This window comes from Sediminibacterium ginsengisoli, assembly GCF_900167075.1.
Taxonomy (GTDB): domain Bacteria; phylum Bacteroidota; class Bacteroidia; order Chitinophagales; family Chitinophagaceae; genus Sediminibacterium; species Sediminibacterium ginsengisoli.
This window is the reverse complement of sequence record NZ_FUWH01000005.1, coordinates 155,665-181,681: the sequence shown is the minus strand read 5'-3', so window position 1 is coordinate 181,681 and position 26,017 is coordinate 155,665. Positions and strand designations below refer to the sequence as shown.

General features: G+C 48.0%; 28 protein-coding genes. 16 read left to right on the top strand and 12 right to left on the bottom strand.

Features of this window, described 5'->3' with window-relative positions; genetic code table 11:
- Positions 1 to 122 precede the first annotated feature (122 nt).
- Genes B5D42_RS10645 through B5D42_RS10630 form a run of 4 tightly spaced genes read left to right on the top strand, consistent with a single transcriptional unit; the run spans position 123 to position 2,962 of the window.
- The gene (locus tag B5D42_RS10645) at positions 123 to 755 is read left to right on the top strand and encodes a nitroreductase family protein (RefSeq protein WP_078831486.1); all 633 of its coding nucleotides are present in this window, start codon (positions 123 to 125) and stop codon (positions 753 to 755) included.
- A gap of 25 nt (positions 756 to 780) precedes the next feature.
- Positions 781 to 1,662: an SDR family oxidoreductase gene (locus tag B5D42_RS10640; RefSeq protein ID WP_078831485.1), complete on the top strand. Its 882-nt coding sequence runs from the start codon at positions 781 to 783 to the stop codon at positions 1,660 to 1,662.
- 39 nt (positions 1,663 to 1,701) lie between these two features.
- A complete protein-coding gene (locus B5D42_RS10635) occupies positions 1,702 to 2,568 on the top strand; it encodes a DMT family transporter (protein ID WP_139367106.1) in 867 nt (288 codons plus the stop codon).
- A 28-nt stretch (positions 2,569 to 2,596) separates the two neighbouring features.
- Entirely contained in the window at positions 2,597 to 2,962 is a 366-nt protein-coding gene (locus tag B5D42_RS10630) for a SpoIIAA family protein (protein ID WP_078831483.1), read from the top strand.
- Between the two features lie 7 nt (positions 2,963 to 2,969).
- Here the strand turns inward: B5D42_RS10630 and B5D42_RS10625 are convergent, their stop codons facing one another.
- Positions 2,970 to 3,356 carry a winged helix-turn-helix transcriptional regulator gene (locus B5D42_RS10625; RefSeq protein ID WP_176112973.1) on the bottom strand — a complete coding sequence of 129 codons (387 nt, stop codon included), beginning with the start codon at positions 3,354 to 3,356 and terminating at the stop codon, positions 2,970 to 2,972.
- Positions 3,357 to 3,459: 103 nt separating this feature from the next.
- On the opposite strand from B5D42_RS10625, the gene B5D42_RS10620 reads away from it, so the two are divergent.
- Entirely contained in the window at positions 3,460 to 4,494 is a 1,035-nt protein-coding gene (locus B5D42_RS10620) for an LLM class flavin-dependent oxidoreductase (protein ID WP_078831580.1), read from the top strand.
- Here B5D42_RS10620 and B5D42_RS17865 read toward each other — a convergent pair.
- Complete coding sequence (locus tag B5D42_RS17865) at positions 4,491 to 4,895, bottom strand: hypothetical protein (RefSeq protein WP_176112972.1); 405 nt, start codon at positions 4,893 to 4,895, stop codon at positions 4,491 to 4,493. The two genes, B5D42_RS10620 and B5D42_RS17865, sit on opposite strands and share 4 nt — an antisense overlap.
- An 84-nt stretch (positions 4,896 to 4,979) precedes the next feature.
- On the opposite strand from B5D42_RS17865, the gene B5D42_RS10610 reads away from it, so the two are divergent.
- Positions 4,980 to 5,975 carry a type I glyceraldehyde-3-phosphate dehydrogenase gene (locus tag B5D42_RS10610; protein ID WP_176112971.1) on the top strand — a complete coding sequence of 332 codons (996 nt, stop codon included), beginning with the start codon at positions 4,980 to 4,982 and terminating at the stop codon, positions 5,973 to 5,975.
- Positions 5,976 to 6,023: 48 nt separating this feature from the next.
- Complete coding sequence (locus B5D42_RS10605) at positions 6,024 to 6,650, top strand: Pr6Pr family membrane protein (RefSeq protein ID WP_078831480.1); 627 nt, start codon at positions 6,024 to 6,026, stop codon at positions 6,648 to 6,650.
- A gap of 3 nt (positions 6,651 to 6,653) precedes the next feature.
- Here the strand turns inward: B5D42_RS10605 and B5D42_RS10600 are convergent, their stop codons facing one another.
- Both B5D42_RS10600 and B5D42_RS10595 read right to left on the bottom strand, forming a co-directional pair.
- Positions 6,654 to 7,142 (bottom strand): MepB family protein, encoded by a 489-nt coding sequence (locus B5D42_RS10600; protein ID WP_078831479.1) that lies wholly within the window; start codon positions 7,140 to 7,142, stop codon positions 6,654 to 6,656.
- A gap of 24 nt (positions 7,143 to 7,166) precedes the next feature.
- Entirely contained in the window at positions 7,167 to 7,850 is a 684-nt protein-coding gene (locus B5D42_RS10595) for an alpha/beta fold hydrolase (protein ID WP_078831579.1), read from the bottom strand.
- Between the two features lie 261 nt (positions 7,851 to 8,111).
- Here B5D42_RS10595 and B5D42_RS10590 point away from each other — a divergent pair, with 261 nt between their 5' ends.
- The 3 genes from B5D42_RS10590 to B5D42_RS10580 all read left to right on the top strand — a co-directional run bounded on the left by B5D42_RS10590 (position 8,112) and on the right by B5D42_RS10580 (position 13,363).
- On the top strand, positions 8,112 to 11,078 hold the full coding sequence (locus B5D42_RS10590) for a SusC/RagA family TonB-linked outer membrane protein (RefSeq protein ID WP_078831578.1): 2,967 nt from the start codon (positions 8,112 to 8,114) through the stop codon (positions 11,076 to 11,078).
- A gap of 12 nt (positions 11,079 to 11,090) precedes the next feature.
- Positions 11,091 to 12,398: a RagB/SusD family nutrient uptake outer membrane protein gene (locus B5D42_RS10585; protein WP_078831478.1), complete on the top strand. Its 1,308-nt coding sequence runs from the start codon at positions 11,091 to 11,093 to the stop codon at positions 12,396 to 12,398.
- Positions 12,399 to 12,610: 212 nt separating this feature from the next.
- Entirely contained in the window at positions 12,611 to 13,363 is a 753-nt protein-coding gene (locus B5D42_RS10580; protein WP_078831477.1) for an FkbM family methyltransferase, read from the top strand.
- Between the two features lie 106 nt (positions 13,364 to 13,469).
- Here the strand turns inward: B5D42_RS10580 and B5D42_RS10575 are convergent, their stop codons facing one another.
- Positions 13,470 to 14,729, bottom strand: a complete 1,260-nt coding sequence (locus tag B5D42_RS10575; protein WP_078831476.1) for an aspartate kinase — start codon at positions 14,727 to 14,729, stop codon at positions 13,470 to 13,472.
- A gap of 105 nt (positions 14,730 to 14,834) precedes the next feature.
- Between B5D42_RS10575 and B5D42_RS10570 the strand changes: the two genes are divergently transcribed.
- The 6 genes from B5D42_RS10570 (at position 14,835) to B5D42_RS10545 (ending at position 18,831) form a co-directional block, all read left to right on the top strand.
- On the top strand, positions 14,835 to 15,353 hold the full coding sequence (locus tag B5D42_RS10570; protein WP_078831475.1) for a CAP domain-containing protein: 519 nt from the start codon (positions 14,835 to 14,837) through the stop codon (positions 15,351 to 15,353).
- A gap of 89 nt (positions 15,354 to 15,442) precedes the next feature.
- Positions 15,443 to 16,459, top strand: coding sequence for a class 1 fructose-bisphosphatase (fbp, locus tag B5D42_RS10565; protein WP_217698813.1), 1,017 nt, complete (start codon positions 15,443 to 15,445; stop codon positions 16,457 to 16,459).
- Between the two features lie 2 nt (positions 16,460 to 16,461).
- A complete protein-coding gene (locus B5D42_RS10560) occupies positions 16,462 to 16,947 on the top strand; it encodes a hypothetical protein (RefSeq protein ID WP_078831474.1) in 486 nt (161 codons plus the stop codon).
- Positions 16,948 to 16,950: 3 nt separating this feature from the next.
- Positions 16,951 to 17,712: an ABC transporter ATP-binding protein gene (locus B5D42_RS10555; RefSeq protein ID WP_078831473.1), complete on the top strand. Its 762-nt coding sequence runs from the start codon at positions 16,951 to 16,953 to the stop codon at positions 17,710 to 17,712.
- A 29-nt stretch (positions 17,713 to 17,741) separates the two neighbouring features.
- Positions 17,742 to 18,269, top strand: a complete 528-nt coding sequence (locus B5D42_RS10550; protein ID WP_078831472.1) for a YfiT family bacillithiol transferase — start codon at positions 17,742 to 17,744, stop codon at positions 18,267 to 18,269.
- Position 18,270: 1 nt separating this feature from the next.
- Complete coding sequence (locus B5D42_RS10545) at positions 18,271 to 18,831, top strand: NUDIX hydrolase (protein ID WP_078831471.1); 561 nt, start codon at positions 18,271 to 18,273, stop codon at positions 18,829 to 18,831.
- Between the two features lie 10 nt (positions 18,832 to 18,841).
- Here the strand turns inward: B5D42_RS10545 and B5D42_RS10540 are convergent, their stop codons facing one another.
- The 7 genes from B5D42_RS10540 to B5D42_RS10510 form a co-directional block, all read right to left on the bottom strand.
- Positions 18,842 to 20,131, bottom strand: a complete 1,290-nt coding sequence (locus B5D42_RS10540; RefSeq protein ID WP_078831470.1) for a bifunctional folylpolyglutamate synthase/dihydrofolate synthase — start codon at positions 20,129 to 20,131, stop codon at positions 18,842 to 18,844.
- Positions 20,132 to 20,188: 57 nt separating this feature from the next.
- Complete coding sequence (locus B5D42_RS10535) at positions 20,189 to 21,094, bottom strand: hypothetical protein (protein WP_078831469.1); 906 nt, start codon at positions 21,092 to 21,094, stop codon at positions 20,189 to 20,191.
- Positions 21,095 to 21,225: 131 nt separating this feature from the next.
- Entirely contained in the window at positions 21,226 to 21,999 is a 774-nt protein-coding gene (locus B5D42_RS10530; RefSeq protein ID WP_078831468.1) for a sulfite exporter TauE/SafE family protein, read from the bottom strand.
- 20 nt (positions 22,000 to 22,019) lie between these two features.
- The gene (locus B5D42_RS10525; RefSeq protein WP_078831467.1) at positions 22,020 to 23,213 is read right to left on the bottom strand and encodes an MFS transporter; all 1,194 of its coding nucleotides are present in this window, start codon (positions 23,211 to 23,213) and stop codon (positions 22,020 to 22,022) included.
- Positions 23,214 to 23,215: 2 nt separating this feature from the next.
- Positions 23,216 to 24,139: a DMT family transporter gene (locus B5D42_RS10520; protein ID WP_139367105.1), complete on the bottom strand. Its 924-nt coding sequence runs from the start codon at positions 24,137 to 24,139 to the stop codon at positions 23,216 to 23,218.
- Entirely contained in the window at positions 24,123 to 25,427 is a 1,305-nt protein-coding gene (locus B5D42_RS10515; RefSeq protein WP_078831465.1) for a radical SAM family protein, read from the bottom strand. The genes B5D42_RS10520 and B5D42_RS10515 overlap by 17 nt, the downstream gene beginning before the upstream one ends.
- Positions 25,428 to 25,459: 32 nt before the next feature.
- Entirely contained in the window at positions 25,460 to 26,017 is a 558-nt protein-coding gene (locus B5D42_RS10510; protein WP_078831464.1) for a hypothetical protein, read from the bottom strand.

Here is a 26,017-nt window from a genome sequence, read left to right as displayed (position 1 = left end):
CCGAAGGAAACTACTTTCTTTTCGGAAACCACTATCTAAAATAAAGTAATCTGCTTAATTTTGATGTTTAAACGCTGAGCATCGCTGCCGGCGTAATATCAAAAACCTCAAAACATCATACCATGGAATTACTCAACGCATTGCAATGGCGTTATGCTACCAAGAAAATGAATGGGAGCAGGGTGCCCGAAGAAAAAATAACCGCAATACTGGAAGCTGCAAGACTCGCACCTACTTCTTCCGGTCTGCAGCCTTTCGAAGTGATCGTGATCAGCAACCCTGAACTGAAACAACAATTACTGCCCATCGCGAAAAACCAGCAGCAGATCGTAGACAGCTCTCACGTGCTTGTGTTTGCAGCCTGGGACGATTATACAAAAGAAAGGATCGAAGAAGTATTCGACCGTACGGCAAAAGAACGGAATGTGCCTTCTGAAAGTATGGATATGTACCGGAATATGCTGCTTGGATTGTATGTAGGACGCAGTGCCGATGAAAACTTCGCGCATACAGCACGGCAGGCTTATATCGCATTCGGCCTTGCCATCGCGGCTGCCGCTGAACTGAAAGTGGATGCTACACCGATGGAAGGATTCGACAGTAAAGCATTGGATGAATTACTCGGACTGGATAAGAAAGGGCTGAAGAGTGTAACACTTCTTCCGCTGGGTTATCGCGATGCGGATAACGACTGGCTGGTGAACCTGCCCAAGGTTCGTATGCCGAAAGAGCGTTTCATTACCGAGTACAAATAATTTTTGATCACTTACAACTTCTGATATGATATTGATAACAGGAGCAACAGGGCATTTCGGAAATGCAGTCATTGATTTCCTCTTGAAAAAGATCCCTGCTGCAGAAATAGCGGCCCTGGTCCGCGATGAACAGAAAGCGGCTGGCCTGAAAGAAAAGGGCATTGCAATACGCACCGGTAATTATTTTGATAAGACTTCGCTGGTAAAGGCATTCACAGGCATCGACAAATTGCTCCTGGTGTCATCCAATGATTTCAACGACAGGTTCGGGCAGCACAGGAATGTGATCGATGCTGCGGTGGAAGCTGGTGTTAAATATGTGGCATATACAGGTGTTTCGCTGAAAGATGTAAACACATCAGTACTGAAAGATGCCATGCAGTCGCATACCGATACCGATGAATACCTGCGTAATTCCGGTCTTACGTACACGTTACTGAACAACAGCTTGTATGCAGACATCATACCGATGTTTACCGGCGTGAACATTGCCCAGACAGGAATTGCAGTGCCGGCGGGGAACGGTAAAGTACCGTTTGCAACACGCTCCGATATGGCAGAAGCTGCTGCCAATGTATTAACGCAGCCGGGCCATGAGAACAAACAATACCCGATAGGCAATGGTATCGCTTACTCTTTTGCTGATATTGCAGCAACCTGTGCAACTATTACAGGAAAGCCCGTTAATTATACGGATCTGAGTCATGAAGCGTTCCTCGAGAATTTAAAGAATGCGGGTGTGCCAGACGGTCTTGCAGCATTTACAGCCGGGTTTGCGCTGGCAATCAAAAATGATGAATTCAATCTCCCCGACGATACACTTGAAAAACTGCTCGGCAGAAAGCCGCAATCGCTGGAAGCATACCTGCGGTCAAGGCTTTTCAATGAACATAATACCGGCGTATAGCACAGCATCGTGTACATTTGTGCCCTTCAAAGCAATCTTGTGGATTTTTTAAAAGGGCTGATATTCGCAATACTGTGGGCTTCTGCTACTGTGGCTACCAAAATAGGACTGCATTCTGTAGAACCCTTTCTGCTTACCGCCATTCGTTTTGCGGTAGTAAGCATATTGCTGCTTTTATATGTTCATGGGTATAAAGGCAGGCAATATGCTTTTCCGCGCACGAAAGATTTCCGCGGGCTTGTATTGCTGGGTGTGCTGAATATCACCGTTTACATGACGGGTTATATCATCGCCATCAAACATGTATCTGCCGGGCTGATCAGCCTGGTAAGCGCCACCAATCCGCTGATACTGATCCTGCTGTCCGCAGCGGTATCAGGCCGTAAACTGAAATGGTATGAATACACCGGTATGGTGATTTCGCTGTCCGGACTTTGTCTTGCAGCAGTGCCCAATCTTTCCGATCCCCATGCTACCTTCACCGGCATCGCAGCTCTGGTGGCGGGAATTGTGGCATTGTCGGCCGGGAGTGTTTATTATTCCCGTTGCGGGCTTACCTTACCCAAGATTGTTGTCAATACCTGGCAGATCACGATCGGAGGGCTGCTCTTTATTCCTATCGTGCTGCTCGATCCCACACCACATTATCTTATACCGGATACCCGTTTTTTCCTTACCCTCGGCTGGCTGGTGCTGCCTGTTTCTATTGTGGCATCGGGCCTCTGGCTGTTCCTGGTGCATAAAGATGCCGTAAGGGCAGGGATGTGGCTATTCCTTACGCCCGCATTGGGTTATTTCCTTGCCGTACTGATCCTGCACGAAAAACTTACCTGGTTTGGCATCTGTGGTGCGGTGCTGGTGGTAACCGGGCTCATGATCGCCCGTAAGCGGAAACAACTGGCATAGCTTTTACAGCAGTTGAAGTAAAAAACATATGATTACAAGAATTACAGATGTGCCAGATAATATGGTCGCTTTCCATGCCGTAGGGAAAGTAGATGCCGCCGATTTTGAAACGGTGGTAGTGCCGGCAGTAAGTGAACTCGTAAAGCGTACGGGAGAACTTAATTACCTGATGCTGATCGATACGGAATTAAGTGATTTCACTGCGGGAGCCTGGTTCCAGGATATGTTGCTTGGTATTACAAAATTCACGAAATGGAAAAGGGTGGCGATCCTCACAGATTCAGCCGCAGTAAACAAATTCACAGATATATTCAGCATTGTGGCACCGGGTGAATTCAAAGGCTTTCGCAAAGAAGAATTCGATCTTGCGGTGGAATGGGTTTCAGCGGCTTAGCAGTAGATCAGGCTGCAACAGGCTTGCGGACAGTGCCGGAGCGGAGAATGCGTTTTCTGTGCTGCGCTCCCCATTTTGCGATCTCCCCGATGATCACATGCAGGGTTTTCCCGTATTCGGTGATCTCGTATTCAACAGTTACGGGCTTGGTATCATAAACGGTCCTTTTTACAAGCTCGTTTATTTCCAGTTCTTTCAATTCTTTGGAAAGCATTTTGGAGCCGATACCTTCCACTTCGCGCTGCAGTTCCATGAAACGCCTGGTACCGAAACTCAGCACACCGAGGATACGGATCTTCCATTTTCCGTTGAGGATATCCATGGTATCGTCAATGGCCTGGAGATGTACCCGGCAACTTTCAGGAAAAGGCTTTTTTTCAATTTTCTGGTTCATGGATCATGTGGTTTCTGTGGGGAAAGTACTTCCTGTCCGGAAATCGCTTTCAAAAATAAACTATTCTTTTGAACTTTGCATTCAGATCAATCAACGAAATAATATGGAATTAGGAATCAGTACGTTCGGAGAAGTGAGCCCCGACGGCAAAGCCGGTAAAGCGGTCAATGCGCACCGCAGGATGAAGGAAATGCTGGAAGAAGTAAAACTGGCGGATGAAGTGGGGTTGGATGTATTTGCAATGGGCGAACACCATCGTCCGGATTTTATCATTTCCGCTCCGGAAGTGATGCTTGCGGCAGCTGCGGCCATTACCAAGAATATCAAACTCTCGAGTGCAGTAACGGTATTGAGTTCTGCAGACCCGGTACGTACTTTCCAGGGTTTTGCGTCGCTGGATCTTTTGTCTGACGGCAGGGCTGAGATCATGGCAGGCCGCGGTTCTTTCATTGAATCCTTTCCACTGTTCGGATACGACCTTGGTGATTATGATGAACTCTTCATCGAAAAGCTGGATCTGCTGATGCGCATCAATGAATCGGAAAAAGTAAACTGGAAAGGTACTCATCGTGCGGCTATTCCCGGGCTCGGCGTTTATCCGAGACCTTTACAGGAGGCTTTACCCATCTGGCTTGCAGTTGGCGGAACACCCGCATCGGCGGTTCGCGCAGGTAACCTGCAGCTTCCGATGGCTCTGGCCATCCTTGGCGGTAACATGAAACAATATGTTCCCTTCGTGGACCTTTATAAACAATCCTGGGCAGAAGCCGGTCATGATGCATCGAAACTTCAGCTTGCCATCAATACGCATTTTTACCTGGCAGATAACAGCAATCAGGCGGCCGATGAACTTTACCCTTCCTATATCGCCATGATGAACAGGATCGGGCGGGAGAGAGGCTGGGGCGCAATGGGCAGACCTCAATATGACCAGTTACGTTCTGCGCAGTCGCCACTGATCGCCGGCAGTCCGCAGGAAGCCATCGACAAAATACTTTACATGCATGAACTCTTCGGTAACACGCGTTACCTGGCCCATATGGTAACCGGTTCCATCCCGCATGAAAAGATCATGCACTCGATAGAGATATATGGTACGGTTGTGGCACCTGCCGTTCGGAAAGCTTTGGGGCACTAATTCTTTTTATAGACATAAGTACCGCCATCGGCAACACAGTTGGAACTGCCGATCGTCATCGAGTCGCCTGCTGCATTGAAGCTGAGATAGCCTTCCTGTTTGAAGCTGCCTTTGTTCATGATGAGGTAGGTGTTATTTTCACGGGCGCTGCAATCATCTTTGGTGCCCACTACATACAAACCATTGATGGTGGCGTTTCCGGGATCTTTCTTGTCGAACCTGCCATCGCCCATAAATACCAGTATATGCCCGTTGCCGGCCGGATAATTGATATTGCCGGGATAGCCGATAAACCGGGCCAGTTCCCAGGTACCGGTGATTTTTGCAATATTGGGATCGTCTGCCTTCTTGTTACACGCAAACATGGCCACACAGGCAAGCAGGGGAAAAAGTTTTTTCATATGGCTTTTTTGGGAATGACGGCAAAATGTTTGCCAGCGTTGCAAATCATTAAGTCTTTATTTTTGCAGCTTCAAAAAAAGAGTATGAGAATAGCGATCAATGGTATGGGACGTATTGGCCGGTTGCTGCTGCGTCGCCTGGTGAAGATTGAAGGCCTTGAAGTAGTAGCGGTGAATGATATTATGACGCCGGCCCAGCTGGTTTATCTCCAAAAATATGATTCCGTATATGGTGCAGCGGAAGATGAAGTAGCACTTGAAAACGGTCAGCTGTGTATTGCCGGTAAAACGGTTCAGATACTGCAGCAGCCTGATCCGGCAAAGCTTCCCTGGAAAGAGCTGGATATAGACCTGGTACTGGAATGCACCGGGCTTTTCATGGACAGCGCCGGCGCCGGCACGCACCTTCAGGCCGGAGCGCGTAAAGTATTGCTGTCTACCACGGGAGCGCCGGATATACCGCTTTGTATCTATGGCTTCAACCAGCACCAGGTATCAACCGGAAGCCTGATCGTTTCCCCGGGCGGCTGCATGACCAACTGCTCAACCCACCTGATATACCTGATGCAATCCATCGGTATTGAGGCGGTTCATCTCAATGTAGTTCACTCTTATACTTCGCGCCAGCACCTGGTAGACGGTCCTCATAAAGATATGCGCCGCGGAAGGGCAGCAGCAGAATCCGTTATTCCCGTACCTGTAGACCTTGCAGAATCGCTCGAACGTCTTTTCCCGGTGCTGAAAGGCAGGATCCATACGGTAACCACCCGGGTGCCGGTGGCAAATGGTGCGCTTGCAGATTTTACTTTCCAGATGAAAGCGGATACCAGCGTGCAGGAGATCAACAGGATCTTTAAAGAAGCGGCTGCGTCTGAATACAAAGGCATCATTGCGTATACGGAAGATCCGCTGGTATCAAATGATGTACGTGGAAATACGCACTCCGCAGTTGTGGAAGGTTCGCTTACCGCAGTCACGGGTAGGATGGTAAAACTGATGGCTTTCTTCGATAATGAATATGGTTATACCTCACGGGTGGTTGATTGGGTTAAACTGCTGAAAGAGCAGCAGGCTTCTTAAACAGGCAGAAGTTTTACCAATGGTGATCAATTATGAGTAACTTGAAGCATGACTGCCAGAAAAAAATTCCTGCTTCTGTTCTCAGCTGTTGCATGGTTTGCCCTGATATGCCAGTTCATGCTGCAGCAGCAGGTAACTGCGATCGCAAGAGCAGAATTACTTATCCGGTTCTTTAGTTTTTTTACGGTGTTATCCAACCTGCTCGTTGCTGTTTGTGTAACATCGCTCCTGATGAGGCCGGCAGGATTTTTCCGGCGGCCGGGCGTGCAATCTGCTGTTACGCTTTATATTCTTATTGTAGGACTTGTTTACAACATGGTATTGCGTCATTTATGGTCGCCGGAGGGTATGCAGGCTGTTGTGGATGATCTGCTGCATTCGGTTATCCCGTTGATGATGTTGTTTTACTGGTGGCGATGGACGGATACCCGTTCGCTGCGCTATAACCAGGTTCCCTTCTGGCTGATCTACCCCGCCTGTTATACTCTTTTTATTCTTTTACGCGGACATTATGCGACATGGTATCCTTACCCTTTCATAAACGTAACGGTGCTTGGGTATCCGGAGGTGATGGTCAACAGTTTTTTTATAATGCTGGCATTCCTTGCGGTGGCATTTGTTATAGTGTGGTATGGAAAAAGAAAAAAGTACGGCCCGGTAAATGTTGCCGCATAATGATCAGGCGGATAAATACAACTCCTCAACAAGCGCAGGTAATGCAACCGGGATTTCAAGAAAGAAGCGGCATTGCCATTGCTGCGTGCGTTTTGCCTGCGGACTTTCCGTAGCATCCCAGGGCGCATAGACACGGATCCCTCGCTTTCCTTTTTTCCCCGAACCGGATATGATTCCCTGTTTGTGAAACTGGGCTGCGGGGAAAACAAACTGACCAAGCCGATTGCCATTGCTTACGGCGATCACGAAAAGATCGATTCCATCGGATAAATCAAAAGGTGCTGTCAGCCCATCAGCATCTCTTTTCCATATGGTAACGAACTGGCCCGTTTTCAACGGTGTGATCTTAGCTGCCCGGAACACAACAACGCGATCGTTAAGGCGGAATCTGCATGCTTCATAAGCAGCACTTTCTGGTTCGGTAAGCAGCCCGGCGCAATGCAGCCCGAATTTTTCAAATACATATTCCTGCGCAGTTGAAAACTGTTCCATGTTGCCTTGTATCAGAGATGAATATCAGAACTGCCTGATCAACTGAGCGAGCAGGTTCATGTCGGTTTTCTCAATAGCATGCGGTGTTCGTGGCAGAACGGCGAAAGCTGCGTCGGGCAAAGCCCTGTATACGGTCAAAGTTTCTTCCGCAGGAGCCATTTTGTCTCTGTCACCAACCATCACCAGGCATGGGCAAAGAATGTTTGGGTAATCCTCTTCTTTCAATGGATTGTTGCTGCCGACCGCGAGCAGCATATCGCTGGTTCTTCGTACTATTTCCTGCCAGCTGTTCGGGGCATGACGGCTGGCAAGTGTTGCTGCAAATGCAGGCACTTTAGCAGCTATCGCATCGGCATCGAGCATTTTGGTTTCCTGGCGTGCGATGGTTTCTGTCCACCGGAATTTCGTACCCAGGCAAATCACTTTTTCGATTATTTGTGGATAATGGCGGGCCATATATAATGCCGTATATCCGCCCATGCTGTAACCAAAAATGACTACTTTTTCAAGTTGCTCCTGTATGATATAGGCAAGCGCGGCTTCTGCAAAAAGCTGAATAGAAAAGGGTGCGTCGGGCAATTGTTTGCCGCCGTGTCCTGGAAAATCGAACAGGTGAACTGTATAATCTTCTTCCAGTTTTGCAGCAAGCGGCACCAGTTCCGCAGCAGAGCCGATTGCGCCATGTAAAAGCAACAGGTGTTTTTTCATAAGTATGAAGATAGGTTCTTTATACAGGTTGCATGTGTAAAATCCAGCAATGGTAATACCGGCAGATTGCCCTTCATCAACAGGCATGCAGCAGGTTTGGTGGTCGTTTTTTACATAAGAGAATGAAGGCGCAGAGAGGGCTGCGTATCCCGGCATATTACTCTATCATTTCAGTAGCCTTTTTTGTCATTCTGTTCCTTTCGCATTAAATTTTTATCATCGGTTATGTCTATGAGGGTTCATCTAAATTCCTTCATGAATATGAGTAAAAGACTAACTCTACTATGTGCCTTATTCTGCATGCTGGCAAGCAGTTTTGCAGTTAAGGCCCAATCCGTTTCAGTGAACGGGGTGGTGCACGACAAGACGGGTAATCCTTTGTCGGGCGCCTCTGTTACAGTAAAAGGTACCGCCCAGAATGCGGTAACCGGTGCAGATGGTAAATTCCAGTTAACGGCATCTGCCAATCAGAGCCTGGTGATCAGTTTCACAGGTTATGCAACAAAAACGGTATCACTCCGCAATGCAACGTACCCGCTTAAAGTTGTTCTGGAAGAAGATGCAGCACAGCTGGATGAAGTGGTTGTAACCGGTCTGGCCACCACTGTAAAAAGACGTAATTCAGCCAATGCCGTAGCCGTGGTATCTGCAAAAGATCTTACGGGTACAGCGCCTGCACAGACTTTCGATGCGGCGCTGAACGGTAAGATCGTTGGTGCGAACATTACAGCCAATTCAGGTGCACCGGGTGGTGGTATCTCTGTGAAAATGCGTGGTGTGACTACCATTTACGGTAATACCCAGCCCCTGTATGTGATCGATGGTGTGTATGTCAGCAACCGTACTGTATCTACCGGTCTCAACGCAGTAACAAGGGCTTCAGATAACGGAAGCATTACTTCAGACCAGGATAACGGAACCAACCGTATCGCAGATATCAACCCTGCGGATATTGAAAATATCGAGATCCTAAAAGGGGCATCGGCCGCAGCGATTTATGGCTCACAGGCTGCAGCGGGTGTGGTGATCATTACAACCAAGAAAGGTAAATCTGGTAAAACAAGGATCAATGTTTCGCAGGACCTGGGTGTGTTATCTGCGTCTCACCTGCTTGGTCAGCGTCAGTTCACTGCAGAAACAGCTGCCAATCTCGGTGGCAGTGCTACCAGCACTAATCCTGCAACCATTGCCGCAAGGGCAGCTATCCGCCAGCAGTTCCTGGATGCGCAGGCGGCAGGAAAGATCTATGATTATGAAAAAGAACTGTATGGTGAAAAAGGATTTATCCGTAACAGCCGTATTTCTCTGAACGGAGGTAATGATAAAACAACTTTTTTTCTTTCAAGCGGTACGCAGAAAGAAGATGGTATCATTAAAGGAACAGGTTATCAGAGAAGCAGTATCCGTCTTAATGTGGATCACCGTATCACCAATACGGTTAAAGTGGGATTAACTTCATCTTACACCAATTCATCTTCAGACAGGGGTGTGACGAATAACGATAACGCGAGCGTTTCATTTGGTGTTGCGCTGGCCGGAACTCCTGGTTTCATGGAATTGCATAAGAATCCGAATGGTAGTTATCCGCGCAATGGTTTCAGCTCTTCCAACTTCCTTGAAACAAGAGATAAAATGAAGAACAATGAAACTATTAATCGTTTTACTACCGGGTTTAATTTTGAAGCAGGTCTTCAGCAATCTGAAAAATCTGTAACAAAGCTTGTGGCCAGGGGTGGTATCGATTTTTATCACCTGAAATCATTTGTGCTGTTCCCTTCATCACTTCAGTTTGAAGAAGGAGCAACAGGCGGACATAATATACAGGGCAATGTAAATGAACTGAACACCAACTGGAATGCAGGTCTGGTAAACGTTTTCAGGCCTAATGAAAATCTTTCATTCACCACTACAGCCGCGCTGACGCATGAGTATGGCAGCTATGATAATATTATCAATAATGCAACCCAGCTGATCGGTTCAGAAACCAACATCAACCAGGCCGGTGCGATCAACGTAACACAGCGCAGAACAAGCTACAGGAACGACGGTCAGTTTGTGCATGAAGAGGTCAGCATCAACGACTATCTGAATATTACTGCAGGTGTGCGTTTCGATAAATCAACCAATAACGGTGACCATAAAAAATACCTCGCTTATCCGAAAGGTAGTGTGGCGCTGAACCTTTCAAAAATGCCGTTCTGGAAATCAAACCTGATCAATGATCTGAAACTGAGGGCTGCTTACGGCGAATCAGGAAACTTCCCTTCTTTCTCCAGCCGCTTCATCACTTTGGGCGGAACTAATATCGGCGGACTTGCGGGTTCCCGCGTAGACCTGGGCTGGGGTGATCCTTCCATCAAAGCAGAAAGGCAGACCGAACTTGAAGTAGGTGTGGATATGAGCCTGTTCAATGGCAGACTCAATCTGGAACTCTCTTATTACAACAAACTTATCAAAGATCTGTTACTGCTGAGCGATGTTCAGGGTTCTACAGGATTTGCGAGCAAATGGGTAAACGGTGGTAATCTGCGCAACCGCGGTATTGAGGTTGGATTAAGAACAACACCGGTATCGAATAAAAACCTGCAGTGGAATTCAAATGTAAACTTCTGGTTAAACCGTTCTAAAATGACCAAACTGGATGTTCCTGCATTTGACCCGGGTAGTGCTTTTGGTGCTGGCTTTGGTTCACTGTTTATAGAAGAAGGTAAGTCTGTAAGCCAGATCCAGAGCAACCGTGGTGGTGTTGTTACCCAGGTGGGAGATATGGAGCCTGATTTCCAGATGAACTTCTTCAACGAGATCACTTTTAAAAAGAACCTGAGTCTTCGTTTCCTGCTCCATTGGAAAAATGGTGGTGATAACGTGAACCTGACACAACTGCTTTCTGACCTTGGAAGAACAAGCGTGGATTATGATGAGGTTAAAGGAAACAGCACAGCCGGTGCAACACGTCTTTCCCAACTCGGCGTAGAAGCACCTTATGTACAGGATGCAAGCTTCGTTCGTTTGAGGGAGATTGGTCTTTACTACCGTTTGCCACTGACTTCGAAAGTATTACAGAACGTAAGGGTAGGTGTTTCAGCGAACAATTTCTTCACATGGACAAATTACAAAGGATATGATCCGGAAGTATCCAATTTCGGCGCAGGCTTCGGTGCGGGTGTTGACGTTGCACCTTTCCCGCCTTCCAAAAGATTGCAGTTCCATTTATCCTTTGACTTTTAAATCTAAACTTCTATGAAGATAAGTAATATGATATGTGCGGCTGCTGTTGCAAGTTTGTCGCTATACAGTTGTAAAAAAGATGCGATTCCTAATCCGAATGCACCAACCATTGAGGAGATCATCAAAAACCCGACCATCGCGCAGCTGAATAACCTTGTTACTGGTACAGAATCGGGCATGCGCAGTGAACTCGCCACCTATACAGATGTGGTGAGTGTACTTGGTCGCGAATACTACCGTATGTCTTCTTCAGATTCAAGGTTCACGCAGGATCTGCTTGGACTTGATAATACGGTACTGGATAACAGTGCTTTCTATATCGGTAATCCATGGCTTTACCGCTACAATACCGTGCGTACGGCTTATGTACTGATAGAAGGTGCTAAAAATTCACAGTATATTTCTGCAGAGCAGCGCAAAGCTTATAACGGTTATGCAAAGACCATTATCGCTTACCAGCTGCTGATGAACCTGAACCTTACGTATGCCAATGGTATCAGAACGGATGTCAGGGATTACAAGAACCTTGGGGCAATCGTTTCCAAAGATCAGGCTTTGACTGATATCGCCGCAATGCTTGACGAAGCGCGTACCGATCTGACAGGATCTACTGTCAGCTTTAGCCTCTCGTCAGGGTTCGATGGTTTTGCCGATGTGGCCGGCCTCACTAAATTCAACAGGGCTCTCGCTGCCAGGGTTGCCGTATATCGCCAGAACTGGCCTGCAGCGCTCACCGCACTTGCCGCTTCTTTCATGAATATGAATGGCGATCTTAACACCGGTGTGTATCATGTATATGCTGCTGCTCCGGGCGATCAGCTTAATCCGCTGTTCGTTGATAAGAACAAGACAGGTGAGATCCGTGTTGCACATCCTTCCTATGCAACATCCATCGATGCAAATGATGACAGGATCAATAAAACCTCTCTGCGTACCACGCCAGCCAGCCAGGACAATCTGACCAGCGACAGGGATGTATGGGTTTACCACAGTAATACTGATCCGATCCCAGTGATACGTAATGAAGAACTCGTACTGCTGTATGCAGAAGCCAGTCTTCAGAGCGGAGGTACAGGACTGAACGATGCCAGGACGGCTATAGACAGGATCCGCGCCGCGCACGGTGTTGGTCCTTATGCAGGTCCTTTTACTGCAGCTGCACTACTGACCGAAGTATTGAAACAACGCCGTTTTTCACTTTTCGGAGAAGGTCACAGGTGGATCGATCTGAGAAGGAACGGCCTGCTGAATACATTGCCAAAAGACAGAACGAACGATGACATATGGCCCCAATTGCCTTTGCCATTGAGCGAGAACTAGACAATCTCGTGTGCTTTTAAGTTTTGGGAGGCTCCGGTGACGGAGTCTCCCTTTTTTTTGTCCCGCTCTCGCTGAAATGTAAAAAAGCGTAACCGGTAATTACTGATGAACGGTAGTTTTTGCTTTTCACCAAGGCATCACCGGCCACGCTAACCGGATCATAAGAGGCATTAATTTAATCGTCCCTGTAAGACCGGAATTATACGAAGCTTATGAGTTATTATCCTTTTATCAGGTTGAAGAACATGGTCAGATCTTTAACGTTCAGGTTATTCAGTTTTTATAACCGTGAACTGAAACATAAATTACCAGTGTATGACCTTCAAACCATAGAACTGATCCGGCGCCTGCCGGCAGATGCCGTATGTGTGGACATCGGTGTAAATGAAGGTCAGCTTTTTCATGCCATGACCAGGCATTGTACAAAAGGCACCATACATGGCTTTGAACCGATCCCGCACCTCAACCGTTATCTCGCCAGGCGTTATGCTTCGGGAAGAGTAAGTATCTATCCTTATGTTCTTTCCGATACGATTGAAACGGCCAGTTTTTATTATTTCCCCGGAAGAACAGGTGTAAGCGGACTTTCGAGACGATGGAATGTATTGCGCAAACTGGAAGCCAGGGAATTAAAGGTGCAGACCAACAGCCTGGATGCGTTGCTGGAATTGCAAAAGCTGGATCTGATCAAAATAGACGTAGAGGGTGCGGAACTGAAAGTGCTGAAAGGGGCAAGAGCGAATATTATGCGATGCAGGCCGGTCATCGTATTCGAATGCGGTTATGGCGGGCTTGATTATTTCAAAGGCACACCTGAAGAAGTCTATGCATTTTTTGAAGAAACAGGCTATGTGATTTCCCTGCTGCGTTATTACCTGGATGGTTTGCTGCCACTGGATAAGCATACATTTCTGTATATGTATAAGCATCGTTATGAGTTCCAGTTTGTGGCGTATAGTGCATGAGCAGGAGACGCGGAACACTGTAGTTTGGAAGATTAAGTATAGTGAGGGAGAATTGAGGAATGGTGCGGGTGTAAGGTTGGCAACCTCACTTCTCCTCACCATATGATCAGTTTAAATCCCTGTACAATACCTGTATGGTATCAGGCGAGCGTTGCATCAATACAATGCTTTTACCTGCGGTTAATGTTTGTGTGAGTTTTTCATTGCCATGCCGGATGGTGAGCAGGTGCAGCCCTTTTTCTATCTGCACATCAAAATGCTCACTGGCAGCCGCAGCAAGCTGGTCTGTTTTATCGCCTTTGTCGTCGAGGCAAACCATTACGCTGATGGCACCTGTCTGTACCAGATTGGTGCTGATGCGCAGTTTGCTGAATAATTCATAAAGCGCGGCAACCGGTTTTTCTCCCACGAACGAAAAATCCTGGCTGTTGAGCTGCACCAGTGCCTGGTTGTTCTTGATTACAAAAATAGGAGGCAGGTTCTTGTTCGTTTTACCGTGAATGACCGTACCTGGTAAGGCGGGGTTGAGGAAACATTTTACGTAAAGCGGGATATTCTTGTTTTGTAAAGGCTTGATGGTTTTCGGGTGAATGACCTGTGCACCGTAATAAGCCATTTCGATCACTTCCCTGAAGCTGAGCTCGCTGATCAGTTGTGTATCTTCAAATGTTTTAGGATCGGCATTCATCACGCCTTCCACATCTTTCCAGATCGTAAGGCTTTCTGCGTTGAGGATATTGGCAAATACTGCGGCCGTATAATCACTCCCTTCTCTGCCGAGCGTGGTATTTTCATTGTCGTTCGTAGAACCGATAAATCCCTGGGTAATATATAATGCGCCATCGCCGATCTCATCACGGATGCGTTGCGTAGTGGCAGGCCAGTCAATGGCGGCATCCCGGAAATTATTGTCAGTCCGGATCAGGTCGCGTACATCCAGCCATTCGTTACCAATGCCGTCCTCTGCCAGGAAATGACTGATAATGGCCGTACTGAACAACTCACCGGCGCAAACGATCTGGTCGTAATAATAATCGAACTCTCTTACCGGCTGATCATGCAGCAGCCATTCAACCTCAGTGAAAAAATCGTTCAGCTGGCTGTAGCAGGCATTGTAGCGCGTAACCAGCAGGTACTTCGCCGTATTAAGATGCTGGTTTTTAACTGTATTGAACAATTCAAGGGCTTCCTCTTTTTTGCCGGCATAAAAAGCTTCTGCCACTTTCTCCAGCGCATTGGTGGTTTTGCCCATGGCTGATATAATAACAACCAGTTGTTCCGACGGATATTCACGCAAAACCGCGGCCAGGTTTTTGATCCGTTCAACACTGTTAACACTTGCGCCTCCGAACTTAAATACTTTCATATGTTTACTATTACCTGCTCTCTTAAAGAAAACCATAAAAATAGTTAATTCCCTTATTACAAAGCGGCGTTGGTACATTTGTTGCATTCATGCAGGAAAAAAACAATGACCATTTCCCTCATCTCCAAACATATTGCAACGGCCCTGGTGATAACTGCCATATTATCCTGCAGCAGGAATACACCCGTTGCCAGTACACCGGCACCGCCTGTTAAGGCCGCACCTGCGCCTAAAAATGCGCTCACGGGTAAACTGAATGAGGATATCTTATATTATGTGAACGATTACCGCCGCTCCCGGGGGCTTGCCCCGCTGCAGATGCTGGATGCTGCTTCGGTGCAGGCTTATAATCACAGCAAGAGCATGGCAACGGGCTCTACTTCATTCGGACATAACGGCTTCGAACAACGGGTTGCGAACCTGATGAAGACAGAAGGTCGTATCACGGCCTCCGCAGAAAATGTGGCATACGGTGAATTGTCGGCCAAAGAAGTAGTGAAAGGCTGGCTCAATAGTCCCGGTCATAAAAAAAATATCGAAGGCAATTACGCATTAACCGGCATAGGAACCTATAAGAACAGGGATGGAGTCATCTATTTCACGCAAATTTTCCTGCGTAAATAAGCAACATTCTCATACCGCATAAAGCATAAAAATTTTATCAGCAGGATTAAACGGCACTTACTACCTTTATCCAAACGATTCTGAGCTTTATGATGGTAAACAGGAACATCCTTACACTTGACGAATTTACACTACAGCAATTAAGACAATTTCCTTCCGCTACCGGCGAATTAAGCAGCCTGCTCCGTGATATCGGCCTGGCTGCCAAGCGGGTAAATGTAGAAGTGAACAAAGCCGGCCTGGTAGATATCCTTGGCGATGCCGGCTCGGTGAATGTACAGGGTGAAGATGTGAAAAAGCTCGACATCTATGCCAACAACCAGTTCATGGGCGTACTGAAACACGGGATCAGCTGTGCTGGTATCGGAAGCGAAGAACTGGATGATTTTGTGGTATTTAATGATGAGGTTAGCAATAACAGCAAATACGTAGTACTCTTCGACCCGCTCGATGGCAGCGGTAATATTGATGTAAATGTTTCTATCGGTACTATTTTCAGCGTATACAAAAGGGTAAGTGAAAAAGGAAAACCCTGCACCAAAGAAGATTTCCTGCAGCCCGGCAACAGGCAGGTGGCAGCGGGGTATGTGATCTACGGATCCAGCACCATGCTGGTATATGCCACACGCAGAGGCGTAAACGGTTTTACATTGGATCCTTCTATCGGCGAGTTCTCGCTCAGTCATCCGGACATTCAATGCCCGGCGGAAGGCAAGTTCTATTCTGTCAACCATGGTAATTTCTTTCAGTATGAGGAACCCGTGCGCAGGTATATCGATGCCTGCCAGCGGAAAACCAAAGAAACCGGCGGTCCTTACACCCAGCGGTATGTGGGTAGCATGGTGGCGGATGTGCACCGTAACCTGATCAAAGGCGGCATATTTATGTACCCCGGAACTACAGACAAGCCCAAAGGCAAGCTCCGTCTTCTATACGAAGCAAATCCATGCGCGTTTATCGTGGAAATGGCCGGAGGCAGTGCTACAGACGGAAAGCAGCGCATCATGGATATCGTACCCGATGAACTGCACCAGCGTACGCCGCTGTTCATCGGCAGCAAGTTGATGATGGAAGAACTGGATAATTATCAGACAGGAAAAATATAAACATGAAGCAAATCTGTATTCTTCTGCTGGTTGTGCTGGCTTTGACAAAAAACGGCTCCGCGCAGCAGAGAATTGAACCGGGATTGATGAACTATATTGTTGGTGCCAAACCAAATAATATCATTTACAGGGATACTTTATATAAGGGCAGTACACAGTTCATGCGTTTATTTGCGCGTACGCGCGATGAAGAACTGATGAAACTGTACCGCAGACATCAATCGAATAAAATTACCGGGCAGGCGCTGGGGCTGGTGGGTACCGTTGCCATCATCGTTGGTGTTGGCCAGATCTCACGCGATAACAGCGGTGTTGGCTGGGGGCTGGTTGGCGGCGGTTTTGCGGCTACACTGGGCGGAGGCTACCTCACATTAATGGGACAGAAAAACCTGGCAATGGCCGTAACTTTGTTCAACCAGCGGTATAGTCGTGCTTCTATCGGAATCGGAGTATCTGACAATGCAGCCGGACTGGTTGTAAAATTCTGATCTATGGCTAAAGCGATTATTACAGTAAAGGACCTGCATAAGAAATACGGCGATTTTGAAGCCGTGAAGGGATTGAGTTTTGAAGTGTATGAAGGTGAGATCTTCGGTTTGCTCGGGCCGAACGGGGCGGGTAAATCAACTACGCTGGAGATCATAGAGACGCTGCGCGAAAAGACCAGCGGGGAGATCTGGGTAGACGGTATCAATCTCGACGAATCGCCCAACGAGATCAAAAAGATCATTGGTGTGCAGTTGCAGACCTCGGGTTACTATCCCGGGCTGAATCTTTCAGAACTGATTACGCTTTTTGCGGGGTTGTACAATGAGGATATCGATCCGGGTAAATTGCTCGATACCGTTAACCTGCGCGATAAAGCGAAAGCGAAATACAAGGAATTGAGCGGCGGACAAAAACAAAGATTTTCAATTGCAACCACACTGATCAATAAGCCCAGGATCATCTTTCTCGATGAACCTACCACCGGCCTTGATCCGCAGGCGCGCAGGAACCTCTGGGACCTGGTGCAGCAAATCCGCGAGCAGGGAACAACCGTTATTATCACCACGCATTATATGGATGAGGCAGAAGTGCTCTGCGATCGCGTTGCGATTGTAGACAGCGGCAGGATCATTGCCCAGGGATCGCCGGATAAACTGATCGATGACCTGGTGGCCAGCGGATTTGAAAGACCGAAAGAAGTGAAGAAGGCCAACCTGGAAGATGTGTTCATCCAGCTTACAGGCCATGCATTGCGTGGAGAGTGATTAAGGTTCTGATACTATAAACGATATTTATGAGCAGCGATCCCCGTTATCCCATCGGCCAATATGAACCGCAGCCTTTTTCGGAAAAACAGAAAAAAGAATGGTTGCTCGATCTCCGTTTCCTGCCCGAAGAACTGGAACGCTCCATACTGAATTTAGATTCGGCGCAATTACAGACGCCTTACCGCGAAGGCGGCTGGACTGTGCAGCAGGTGGTGCATCATGTTGCCGACAGTCATATAAACGCTTACACACGTTTTAAACTGGGGCTTACGGAAGACAAGCCGGTGATCAAACCCTACGAGGAAAAGGAATGGGCATTGCTGCCGGATAATGACAGCATACCTGTGAATGTCTCTCTCACTTTGCTGTATGCATTGCACCAGCGGCTTGTTGCCACTCTGCAGGATCTTACCGGAGAACAGTGGCAGCGCAGTATTGTGCATCCGGAACATGGAAAAGAGATGACGCTCTGGCACCTGCTGGGCATGTACGCATGGCATGGCAGGCATCATACCGCACATATTACGTCATTAAGAGAACAAAGGGGCTGGTAAAATGGAACGGAACCTCAGGTGGAAAAAACTCAAATCTGAATATGTTTATAAGGACAGGTGGTTCATTGCGCGTGCAGATAGCTGCGAACTGCCGGATGGCCGTGTGATTGAACCTTATTATGTAGTAGAACTGCCCGACTGGACCAATGTGATTGTGCTCACAAAAGACGAACGAATGGTCTTTGTGAAACAGTATCGTTATCCTGTAGATGCTGTAACCTATGAGTTGCCCGGCGGCATTATAGAAAAAGGTGAAGAGCCTCAGCAGGCAGCGCTTCGTGAAATGGAAGAGGAAACCGGTTATACGTCTGCGGACATATCGTTCCTGATGAAGTTATCACCCAATCCTGCCATTAATAACAATACAGCTTATTTTTATCTTGTGCGGAATGCAGAGCCCAATGGTAAACAGCAGTTCGATGCATTCGAAGACCTGGATGTAGTGAGCTTTTCAAAAGAAGAAGTGCTCAGTTTGCTTCGTGAAAACAAAATACAGCACGGCGTGCAGGTTGGGGCGGTATACCAGGCGCTGTTAAAACTGGGCTGGCTTACGGAACAATAAGAAAGTTTGATTACAACGATACTTCAGCTACAACAAAAACACTTCCGCAAACAAGGATCATATCCTTTTCATGTGCCCTGGTAAGTGCTTCGCGAACGGCGAGTTCAACGGTTGCATAGGCTTCGCCGTGGAGCTGATGAGCGGCGGCGAGTTCCTGCAGGGCAAGCGCATCCATAGCACGTGGTAATTGCGCCCTGGTGAAATAATAAGAAGCATGTTGGGGGAGATGTTCAAGCACCTGTTCCACATCCTTATCTTTTACCATGCCGATTACAATATGGAGGTGATGGTAGTCTGTGTATTCGAGCTGTTCACGCACCTGCTTTATTCCATCTGCATTATGCGCTACATCGAGTACAACCAAAGGTTGCTCCCGTACAATTTCCCAGCGTCCATGCAGCCCGGTACTCCGCTTTACCTGTTTTAAAGCTTTGTGAACGATTTCCCGCCCGATGTTCCAGCCCTGCAACTGCAGCTGGTGTGCCGCTTCCAGTACGGTAAGAAGATTGTGGCGCTGGTATATACCGGGAAGATCCAGTTCGTAAATATGATGGGTGTCCTGCTTCCGGTCAGCGACCTCTACATGCAGGTGATGGGCCTGGTATTTCCAGTCGGTTACGTACCTGCATTCCTGTGCAAAAATGATGGGGGCTTCTAATGCATTCGCCGTTGTTTCGAATACAGGTCTTGTTTCTGCAATAGCTTCACCAATTACAACGGGGATGTTTTTTTTGATGATCCCTGCTTTTTCCTCTGCGATCAGTGTTAACGTATCACCCAGCATATTCATATGGTCCATGCCGATATTTGTGATCACACTGAGTTCTGGTGTGATGATATTGGTACTGTCTAACCTGCCGCCCAGGCCGGTTTCGATCACGGCAATATCCACTTTCTGCTGTGCAAAATAATCGAAAGCCATGGCCACCGTGATCTCGAAAAAGGAGGGTTCGACACTATCGATATAAGGCTGTATGCGGCGGGTGAAATCGACAACAAAAGCTTCATCACACCATTCGCCGTTGATTTTGATACGCTCCCTGAAATCTTTCAGATGCGGCGATGTATACAATCCCGTTTTATAACCGGCTTCCTGCAGGATCGCTGCCAGCATATGACTGGTAGATCCCTTGCCGTTGGTTCCTGCAATGTGTACCATTTTTATATGCTGCTGCGGATTGCCGAGCGCTTCACATAAACGGTAGGTATTGGTAAGGTCTTTTTTGAATGCATCTGCGCCGATACGACTGAACATGGGCAGCCTGCTGAACAGGTATTCGACGGTCTCAGGATAGGTCATGGGATTACATGTTTGAAATCAGGTGCAATATCCTGAACATGCAGCAACTAACAATGATTATCCGCGTACTTTAAAGCTGAACACCAGTGTGCCGCTCTGTTCTTCATTGCCGGCAGTCAGCTTCAGGCTTCGTGCTTTCCGGAGCGCAATGTTGCGGATATTCTGATTGGTGGTTGTGGTTCCTTTATTATTGACAATCGCCTGCAATACATTACCTGCTTTGTCCACCGTAATATCTACCGCTACTTTGGCGTTTTCATTAAAGTCATCTTCAAAAGAAGGCAGCCTGGAAAACCTGCGGCCGTCCAAACCGTTACGGATGCTTACTCCGCCACCACCTGCACCGCCGCTTCCTCCATTGCCACTGGCAGCATTGCCTTTGTAACTGTCTGAATTCGGATTGCCATTCGGATTTCCCTGGTCTCCTTTACCGCCTGCAATACCCTGGTCGCGCACGCCATTGTAGCTATCGGCCCTGTTGCCGCCGGGTGCAGCTGTTGTTCCGCCTTTAAACACGGCTTTTGCTTTCGGAGGTGCCGGCGTAACATTGGTCACCGTTGCTTTTACGGGCTTCTTTACGGGTGGGTTTTCCTTGATAACAGGTTTGTTCAGCGGTTTTGTGGTTTTATTGACCACCGGTGCATCTTCATCCGCATGTTCATCTGCCTCAACGCTGGGTTGTGCGGGTGTTTCTGCCGCTTGTTGTGGAGCGGCTTTCACATCTTCCAGTGCAGAAGGCTCACCGGGTATTTGCGGGGCGATATCGCCAAGTCCGGTCTCACTGTTCCCAAGATTCACTTCTATCCCTTCCCCGAACTCGGGCTGTGTTACCTGGGGCAGCGTCCACTGCAGGAAAAAGAACAGCAGGAACAGCAACACACACACGAGTGCGGTGATGCCTGATGCTTTCAGATTCTTTTCCCTTTCGAAGGAGGCAATGGCCATATATTGCTGATTGGTCATATCAAATATACGTTTACCGGGCAACGGGAACCGCCGGTGTTGAAAAGTACAGCTATAAGACTGCCATAATCCACTTTTTACAGATAAAGAAAGGTTAAGATTGGATCTCTGGCCAGCCGGAAGAAGAAATTCTATGCTTTACGGAAGAATACATCGTACCCGAAACGCAGCAGGGTGGCGGTAACCACCAGCAGGAAAAAAATACGGATAAACCGGTTACCCTTGGATAAGGCCAGTCTTGCACCCACCATTCCGCCCACCGCATTGCTGATGGCCATGGGAATCGTGACTGTCCACAGGATACTGCCTTTCACCAGGAAAAAAACAATAGAGCCGAAATTGGTCGACAAATTGACCATTTTGGCATTCGCACTCGCATGCAGGAAGTCGAAGCCGAGAATGGAAATAAAAGCCAGTACCAGGAAACTGCCAGCGCCGGGACCGATGAATCCATCGTAAAACCCGATCACAGAACTGATCAGCAGACTATACCATAACATTGCCTTCGGCGAATGATTTCGCTGGGTATGCTGACCAAAATCTTTTTTGGCATAAGTGTAAACAGCAACAAGGATCAAGATCACGAATATCACCGGTTTCATGAAACGGTTGCTCACCACTGATAATAACATCGAACCCAGGAATGCCGCTGTAAACGCTGTGATGCACATCAATCCAAGTATGCGCCAGTTCATTTTCACCCGCCTGAGGTATTGCCTGGCCGCAAAAGCTGTTCCGCTGAACGCCGGTATCTTCAAAGAGCCGATCACGGTGGAGACGGGGTATTGAGGTAGTAATACCAAAGCAGAAGGTGTCTGAATCAGTCCGCCACCGCCTACAATGGCATCTACAAATCCGGCAGCGAAAGCAGCAGTACAAAGAAGGGTCAGGGTGATTGCGTCCATAGCTGCCGCAAGATAAGCCGCTATGCTTTATCTTTTCGCGCAAACAGTGATTTCATGCTCAGTAAACCTGATACAGGTCCGGGCACAAGCAGTAAGAACAACCATTGCTGATAATGGGATGTGGTAAGCGAGAACCAGAGTTCGTTCATCAGCCTGATGCTTACAATGGTAATGGCGAAGCCGATGCTGGTTACCAGTGTCAGCGCCGTTCCCTTATGTGTCTGCTCTGCATTTCCTGCAACCAGTGCCGAGAATTGAGGCGAATCTGCCGCCGCCAGTGTTCCCCAGCAAAGCATGCCTGATATAAAAACAACAGGTGGTGCAAGGAAAAGCAGCGGCAGTAATAAACAGAAAAATCCCGATCCGGCCAGTGCAACAAAAGCAATGGCTGCACTTCCTTTTTTCTGCGCAAGGATACCGCCGGCCATACAGCCGATGCTGCCTGCGGCGATGATGAAAAAACTGGTAAGTGCTACCGGCAGGGTAGTGCCATGCTTTTCATTATATAAACTCAGCAGGGCCGGCGTGAATGCCCATAATGTATACAGTTCCCACATATGACCAAAATAACCTCTTGCCGCTGCGCTGAACTTTGGCGCACGGAACAGGCTCCTGAATACAGACAGCTGAAACCCGCTGCCTTTTATGCGGAAGGGGCCGTCCTTTACAAAAATCCCTACCAGTAATCCACCCGTTGCAGCGAACAGGCTGGTAAAGGTAACCACCTGCTGCCAGGGTAATTCATAAGAACCGCTTCTTACAAGATAAGGCAGCGCTGTTCCTGCAACCAATGCACCCACGAGTAGTCCAAGGGCTTTGCCGAGCTTGCCTGCAAACCAGTCGGCCGCAATCTTCATCCCGATCGGGTAAACGCCGGCGAGACTGCAACCCGTCATGAAACGGAATGCCAGCAGTAAAGGGATACTTCCGTTTGCATAGATCACCAGCTGGTTGAATAAGGCTGCGGCCAGTGAAGAGACCAGGAATAGCTTTACCGGTGAAAACCGATCAGCGAGCATGAGGATCGCAAAGAGTAATGTTCCGCTGATAAAACCCAACTGCACCGCAACGGTCATATTCCCCAGCAGGCTCGCCGGTAACCGGAATTGCTGTTGTATGCCCGGTAATATGGCATTGCCCGCAAACCAGGTTGACGTACCTGCAAACTGGGCTAGTACAATAACTGGTAAGATATAAGGAGGTGTTTTCTGCATCGTTATGTTTTAGTCCTGCGGTTCGCTATGATGATCCCCGCAATAACAAGTATGCCGCTGTAAATATGGATCGCCGTGATGCTTTCGTGCAGCAGTGCTACCGCTTCCAGTGTGCTGAACACCGGGATCAGGTTGCCGAAGAGCACGGTCCTTGTTGCTCCCAGCGTTTGTATGGCATTGTTCCAGCAGAGAAAGGAGATCACTGATGCGCCGAGCGCCACATATAAAATAGCTGCTCCGAGCGGCCAGCTCCAGTCTGTTGCCGGCGTATAATGGCTTTCATAAAGATAAAAGGGGAACAGTAAAAAAGTACCCAGTGCAAAAACAACGAAAAGAAATGCAACAGGCGGTAATGTTGCCGGTTTGCGTTTTACAAGTATGCTGTATACAGCAAAGGCAAATGCACCGGCAAGGATCCACAGATCGCCACGTGAAAAACGAAACGCAGCCAGTTGCTGCAGACTGCCGCCGGAAAGCAATAGCAGGATACCCGAAAGGCAAAGCAGCATTCCCGCAAGACGCGCAAAAGTCAGCCGCTCTTTCAGAAAAACAACCGCCATTACCGTTGCGAATACAGGTGAAGATGTTGTGCCGATCAGTGCCATATTGATGGCAGATGTATGATGTCCGGCGATGTACACACAGGTATTGAATATCGCGATTCCTGTGAGCGCTACCGCAAAGAGATAAAATTTGTTTTGCAGGAAAAACCTGAATGCTGCGCGCAACTGCGACCAGGCCAATGGTGCAATCAAAAGAGAGGCGAGCAGCCAGCGGTAAAAAGCAAAACTCACCGGCCCGATCTTACTGATCACGCCGCGCGACAATATGAAATTTCCCGACCAGATAATCACGGCCGTTAATGCCAGCATCACACCGGCAAGCTGGGATCTGGAGGTAATACCGGTGTCAGATGGCGCCTGCAAAGTCTTTGTTATAATCGCCTCTGATACGTTCCATCGGCGGGTTGAAATAACCGAATTTCAGGTTGGTGAACTCTTCCCTTATCAGGCTCATCAGCTGTTTGATGCCCAGCATATCGCCGGTCTCATTCACGCCGATCTTTCCCATATACCAGTCTGGATCGATATTGAAATTCCGCCACTGGATCATGGAAAGGTCTGTGTCTATGATCAGTTTGCGCAATGCTTCATATTCTTCCTCGCTGTCTGTCATGCCCGGGAATACAAAGTAATTGATACTTGCCCAGCCTCCGAAACTCCGCACTACTTTCAGACTTTCAATAATGTCTTCAAAACGGTAATTGTTGGGGCGGTAATAGGGTTCGTAAATATGTTTGCGGGCAGAATTGGTGCTCACGCGGATACTGTCCAGTCCTGCTTCGCACAATGCCTGAACTGCCGCCGGCTTGGATCCGTTGGTGTTGATGTTGATGCTGCCGCGTGGTGTATGCTTCCTGATCTCGATGATGGATTCACGGATCGTTTCCCACATCAGCAATGGCTCGCCTTCGCAACCCTGGCCAAAACTCACGATCGGGAAGGGCGCTTCCATCAGGTGCGGTACGGTAAATTCCACGATCTCTTCTGCCTTTGGTTTAAAAGTAAGGCGGTCCTGTGTGGATACGATCGTTTCTTCTTCCGGCTGGAATGAAATGCAGCCGATGCAGTTTGCATTACATGCCGGCGATGTTGGTACCGGGCATTCCCAGCGCGACATGGAAAAATTCCTGGCTGCAGGGCAGTGGTATGTCATACAGCAGGTTTCCATCAGGTGTTTTACAAGCCTGTTGTGCGGGTAGGTCTCTAACAGGTGTTCTGTTCCTGATTTGATCAGTTTGTCGTCATAACCGGCACATTCCTGCCTGATATCCTGTTCTATCCTTACTGCCGGAACATAGGTCTTTTCGTTCAGCCAGCCTGCGGCCGTGTAACAGAACAGCGGTAAAGTGGGTGCGTCTGGTAATGTTTCGTAAGCCGCGATATAAAGCCCGGTATGCGCCGGCGGAATGAATGCTGCTACAGCCCAGCCTTTTTCACAGATACGCATTTCACCTGTCTCCACGTCTATGCCAATGCCCCTGCGGCCCGGCAGTTCGTAAAGATTACCACCTTCGGGCAACTCTATCCAGTCTTCCTCCGGGATGGGAAATGCATCCCAGCCCGCCCGGCCCGTTACATAAAGGCTGGTATCCTCAAAAATGTTACCGTTGCCGTCTGAATACATCAGGTAAGGCGATTGTGTTAATGCCATATTGTTTCTATTCCTTGATCAGATTTATTCGCTTACTGCCTGGCGGCAATGAGCTGCGCTTTGCAAAAGTCGTTAAATTCCTGTTCTGTACGCGCGTTCACTGTGGTGGATGTTTCTTTCTGGAACAATTTGTTGTTGGTGAAGTCGATCGTCAGTAATCCGTCCTTCAATACCACATTATTCAGCTCAGACCAGCTCACCCTTCTTTTGGGTAAACTGTTGAAAATGATCTCTTCGTTGTCAAAACCTATTTCCTGCGGGAATTTTACCTGTTTTTCCACCAGTGCGGCCACGAGGTAAACGATACCCGGGATAGTACCGTCCGGCAGGTTGAACCATCCTGCGGAGGCAAAGATCAATGCCAGCCTGTAATAAGGATATTGTCCTTTTTTACGCTGGATGTAACAGTACACACACCAGCCCGCGATCAGCGCTATGATAGTAAGTAAGTAATAATTTTTCTGCTGTGCGGGTTCCTGAAGTGTAAACAGAAAAATGGATACTGCCAGCAGGAGCATGAAAAGACTGATCCTGTCTGCCAGCTTCGTGCTTCGCTGCTTCAGCGTAATGATATAATCGTAGGTTTTCAT

What these genes read in the sequence shown, in the direction of transcription:
- B5D42_RS10625 (WP_176112973.1), bottom strand. Translation starts at nt 3,356, where the DNA reads ATGAACCAGAAAATTGAAAAAAAGCCTTTTCCTGAAAGTTGCCGGGTA.
- B5D42_RS10630 (WP_078831483.1), top strand. Translation starts at nt 2,597, where the DNA reads ATGATTACAAGAATTACAGATGTGCCAGATAATATGGTCGCTTTCCAT.
- B5D42_RS10590 (WP_078831578.1), top strand. Translation starts at nt 8,112, where the DNA reads ATGAGTAAAAGACTAACTCTACTATGTGCCTTATTCTGCATGCTGGCA.
- fbp (WP_217698813.1), top strand. Translation starts at nt 15,443, where the DNA reads ATGATGGTAAACAGGAACATCCTTACACTTGACGAATTTACACTACAG.
- B5D42_RS10530 (WP_078831468.1), bottom strand. Translation starts at nt 21,999, where the DNA reads ATGGACGCAATCACCCTGACCCTTCTTTGTACTGCTGCTTTCGCTGCC.
- B5D42_RS10595 (WP_078831579.1), bottom strand. Translation starts at nt 7,850, where the DNA reads ATGAAAAAACACCTGTTGCTTTTACATGGCGCAATCGGCTCTGCTGCG.
- B5D42_RS10560 (WP_078831474.1), top strand. Translation starts at nt 16,462, where the DNA reads ATGAAGCAAATCTGTATTCTTCTGCTGGTTGTGCTGGCTTTGACAAAA.
- B5D42_RS10535 (WP_078831469.1), bottom strand. Translation starts at nt 21,094, where the DNA reads ATGACCAATCAGCAATATATGGCCATTGCCTCCTTCGAAAGGGAAAAG.
- B5D42_RS10645 (WP_078831486.1), top strand. Translation starts at nt 123, where the DNA reads ATGGAATTACTCAACGCATTGCAATGGCGTTATGCTACCAAGAAAATG.
- B5D42_RS10570 (WP_078831475.1), top strand. Translation starts at nt 14,835, where the DNA reads ATGACCATTTCCCTCATCTCCAAACATATTGCAACGGCCCTGGTGATA.
- B5D42_RS10510 (WP_078831464.1), bottom strand. Translation starts at nt 26,017, where the DNA reads ATGAAAACCTACGATTATATCATTACGCTGAAGCAGCGAAGCACGAAG.
- B5D42_RS10610 (WP_176112971.1), top strand. Translation starts at nt 4,980, where the DNA reads ATGAGAATAGCGATCAATGGTATGGGACGTATTGGCCGGTTGCTGCTG.
- B5D42_RS10545 (WP_078831471.1), top strand. Translation starts at nt 18,271, where the DNA reads ATGGAACGGAACCTCAGGTGGAAAAAACTCAAATCTGAATATGTTTAT.
- B5D42_RS10525 (WP_078831467.1), bottom strand. Translation starts at nt 23,213, where the DNA reads ATGCAGAAAACACCTCCTTATATCTTACCAGTTATTGTACTAGCCCAG.
- B5D42_RS17865 (WP_176112972.1), bottom strand. Translation starts at nt 4,895, where the DNA reads ATGAAAAAACTTTTTCCCCTGCTTGCCTGTGTGGCCATGTTTGCGTGT.
- B5D42_RS10620 (WP_078831580.1), top strand. Translation starts at nt 3,460, where the DNA reads ATGGAATTAGGAATCAGTACGTTCGGAGAAGTGAGCCCCGACGGCAAA.
- B5D42_RS10575 (WP_078831476.1), bottom strand. Translation starts at nt 14,729, where the DNA reads ATGAAAGTATTTAAGTTCGGAGGCGCAAGTGTTAACAGTGTTGAACGG.
- B5D42_RS10605 (WP_078831480.1), top strand. Translation starts at nt 6,024, where the DNA reads ATGACTGCCAGAAAAAAATTCCTGCTTCTGTTCTCAGCTGTTGCATGG.
- B5D42_RS10585 (WP_078831478.1), top strand. Translation starts at nt 11,091, where the DNA reads ATGAAGATAAGTAATATGATATGTGCGGCTGCTGTTGCAAGTTTGTCG.
- B5D42_RS10580 (WP_078831477.1), top strand. Translation starts at nt 12,611, where the DNA reads ATGAGTTATTATCCTTTTATCAGGTTGAAGAACATGGTCAGATCTTTA.
- B5D42_RS10555 (WP_078831473.1), top strand. Translation starts at nt 16,951, where the DNA reads ATGGCTAAAGCGATTATTACAGTAAAGGACCTGCATAAGAAATACGGC.
- B5D42_RS10515 (WP_078831465.1), bottom strand. Translation starts at nt 25,427, where the DNA reads ATGGCATTAACACAATCGCCTTACCTGATGTATTCAGACGGCAACGGT.
- B5D42_RS10600 (WP_078831479.1), bottom strand. Translation starts at nt 7,142, where the DNA reads ATGGAACAGTTTTCAACTGCGCAGGAATATGTATTTGAAAAATTCGGG.
- B5D42_RS10640 (WP_078831485.1), top strand. Translation starts at nt 781, where the DNA reads ATGATATTGATAACAGGAGCAACAGGGCATTTCGGAAATGCAGTCATT.
- B5D42_RS10540 (WP_078831470.1), bottom strand. Translation starts at nt 20,131, where the DNA reads ATGACCTATCCTGAGACCGTCGAATACCTGTTCAGCAGGCTGCCCATG.
- B5D42_RS10550 (WP_078831472.1), top strand. Translation starts at nt 17,742, where the DNA reads ATGAGCAGCGATCCCCGTTATCCCATCGGCCAATATGAACCGCAGCCT.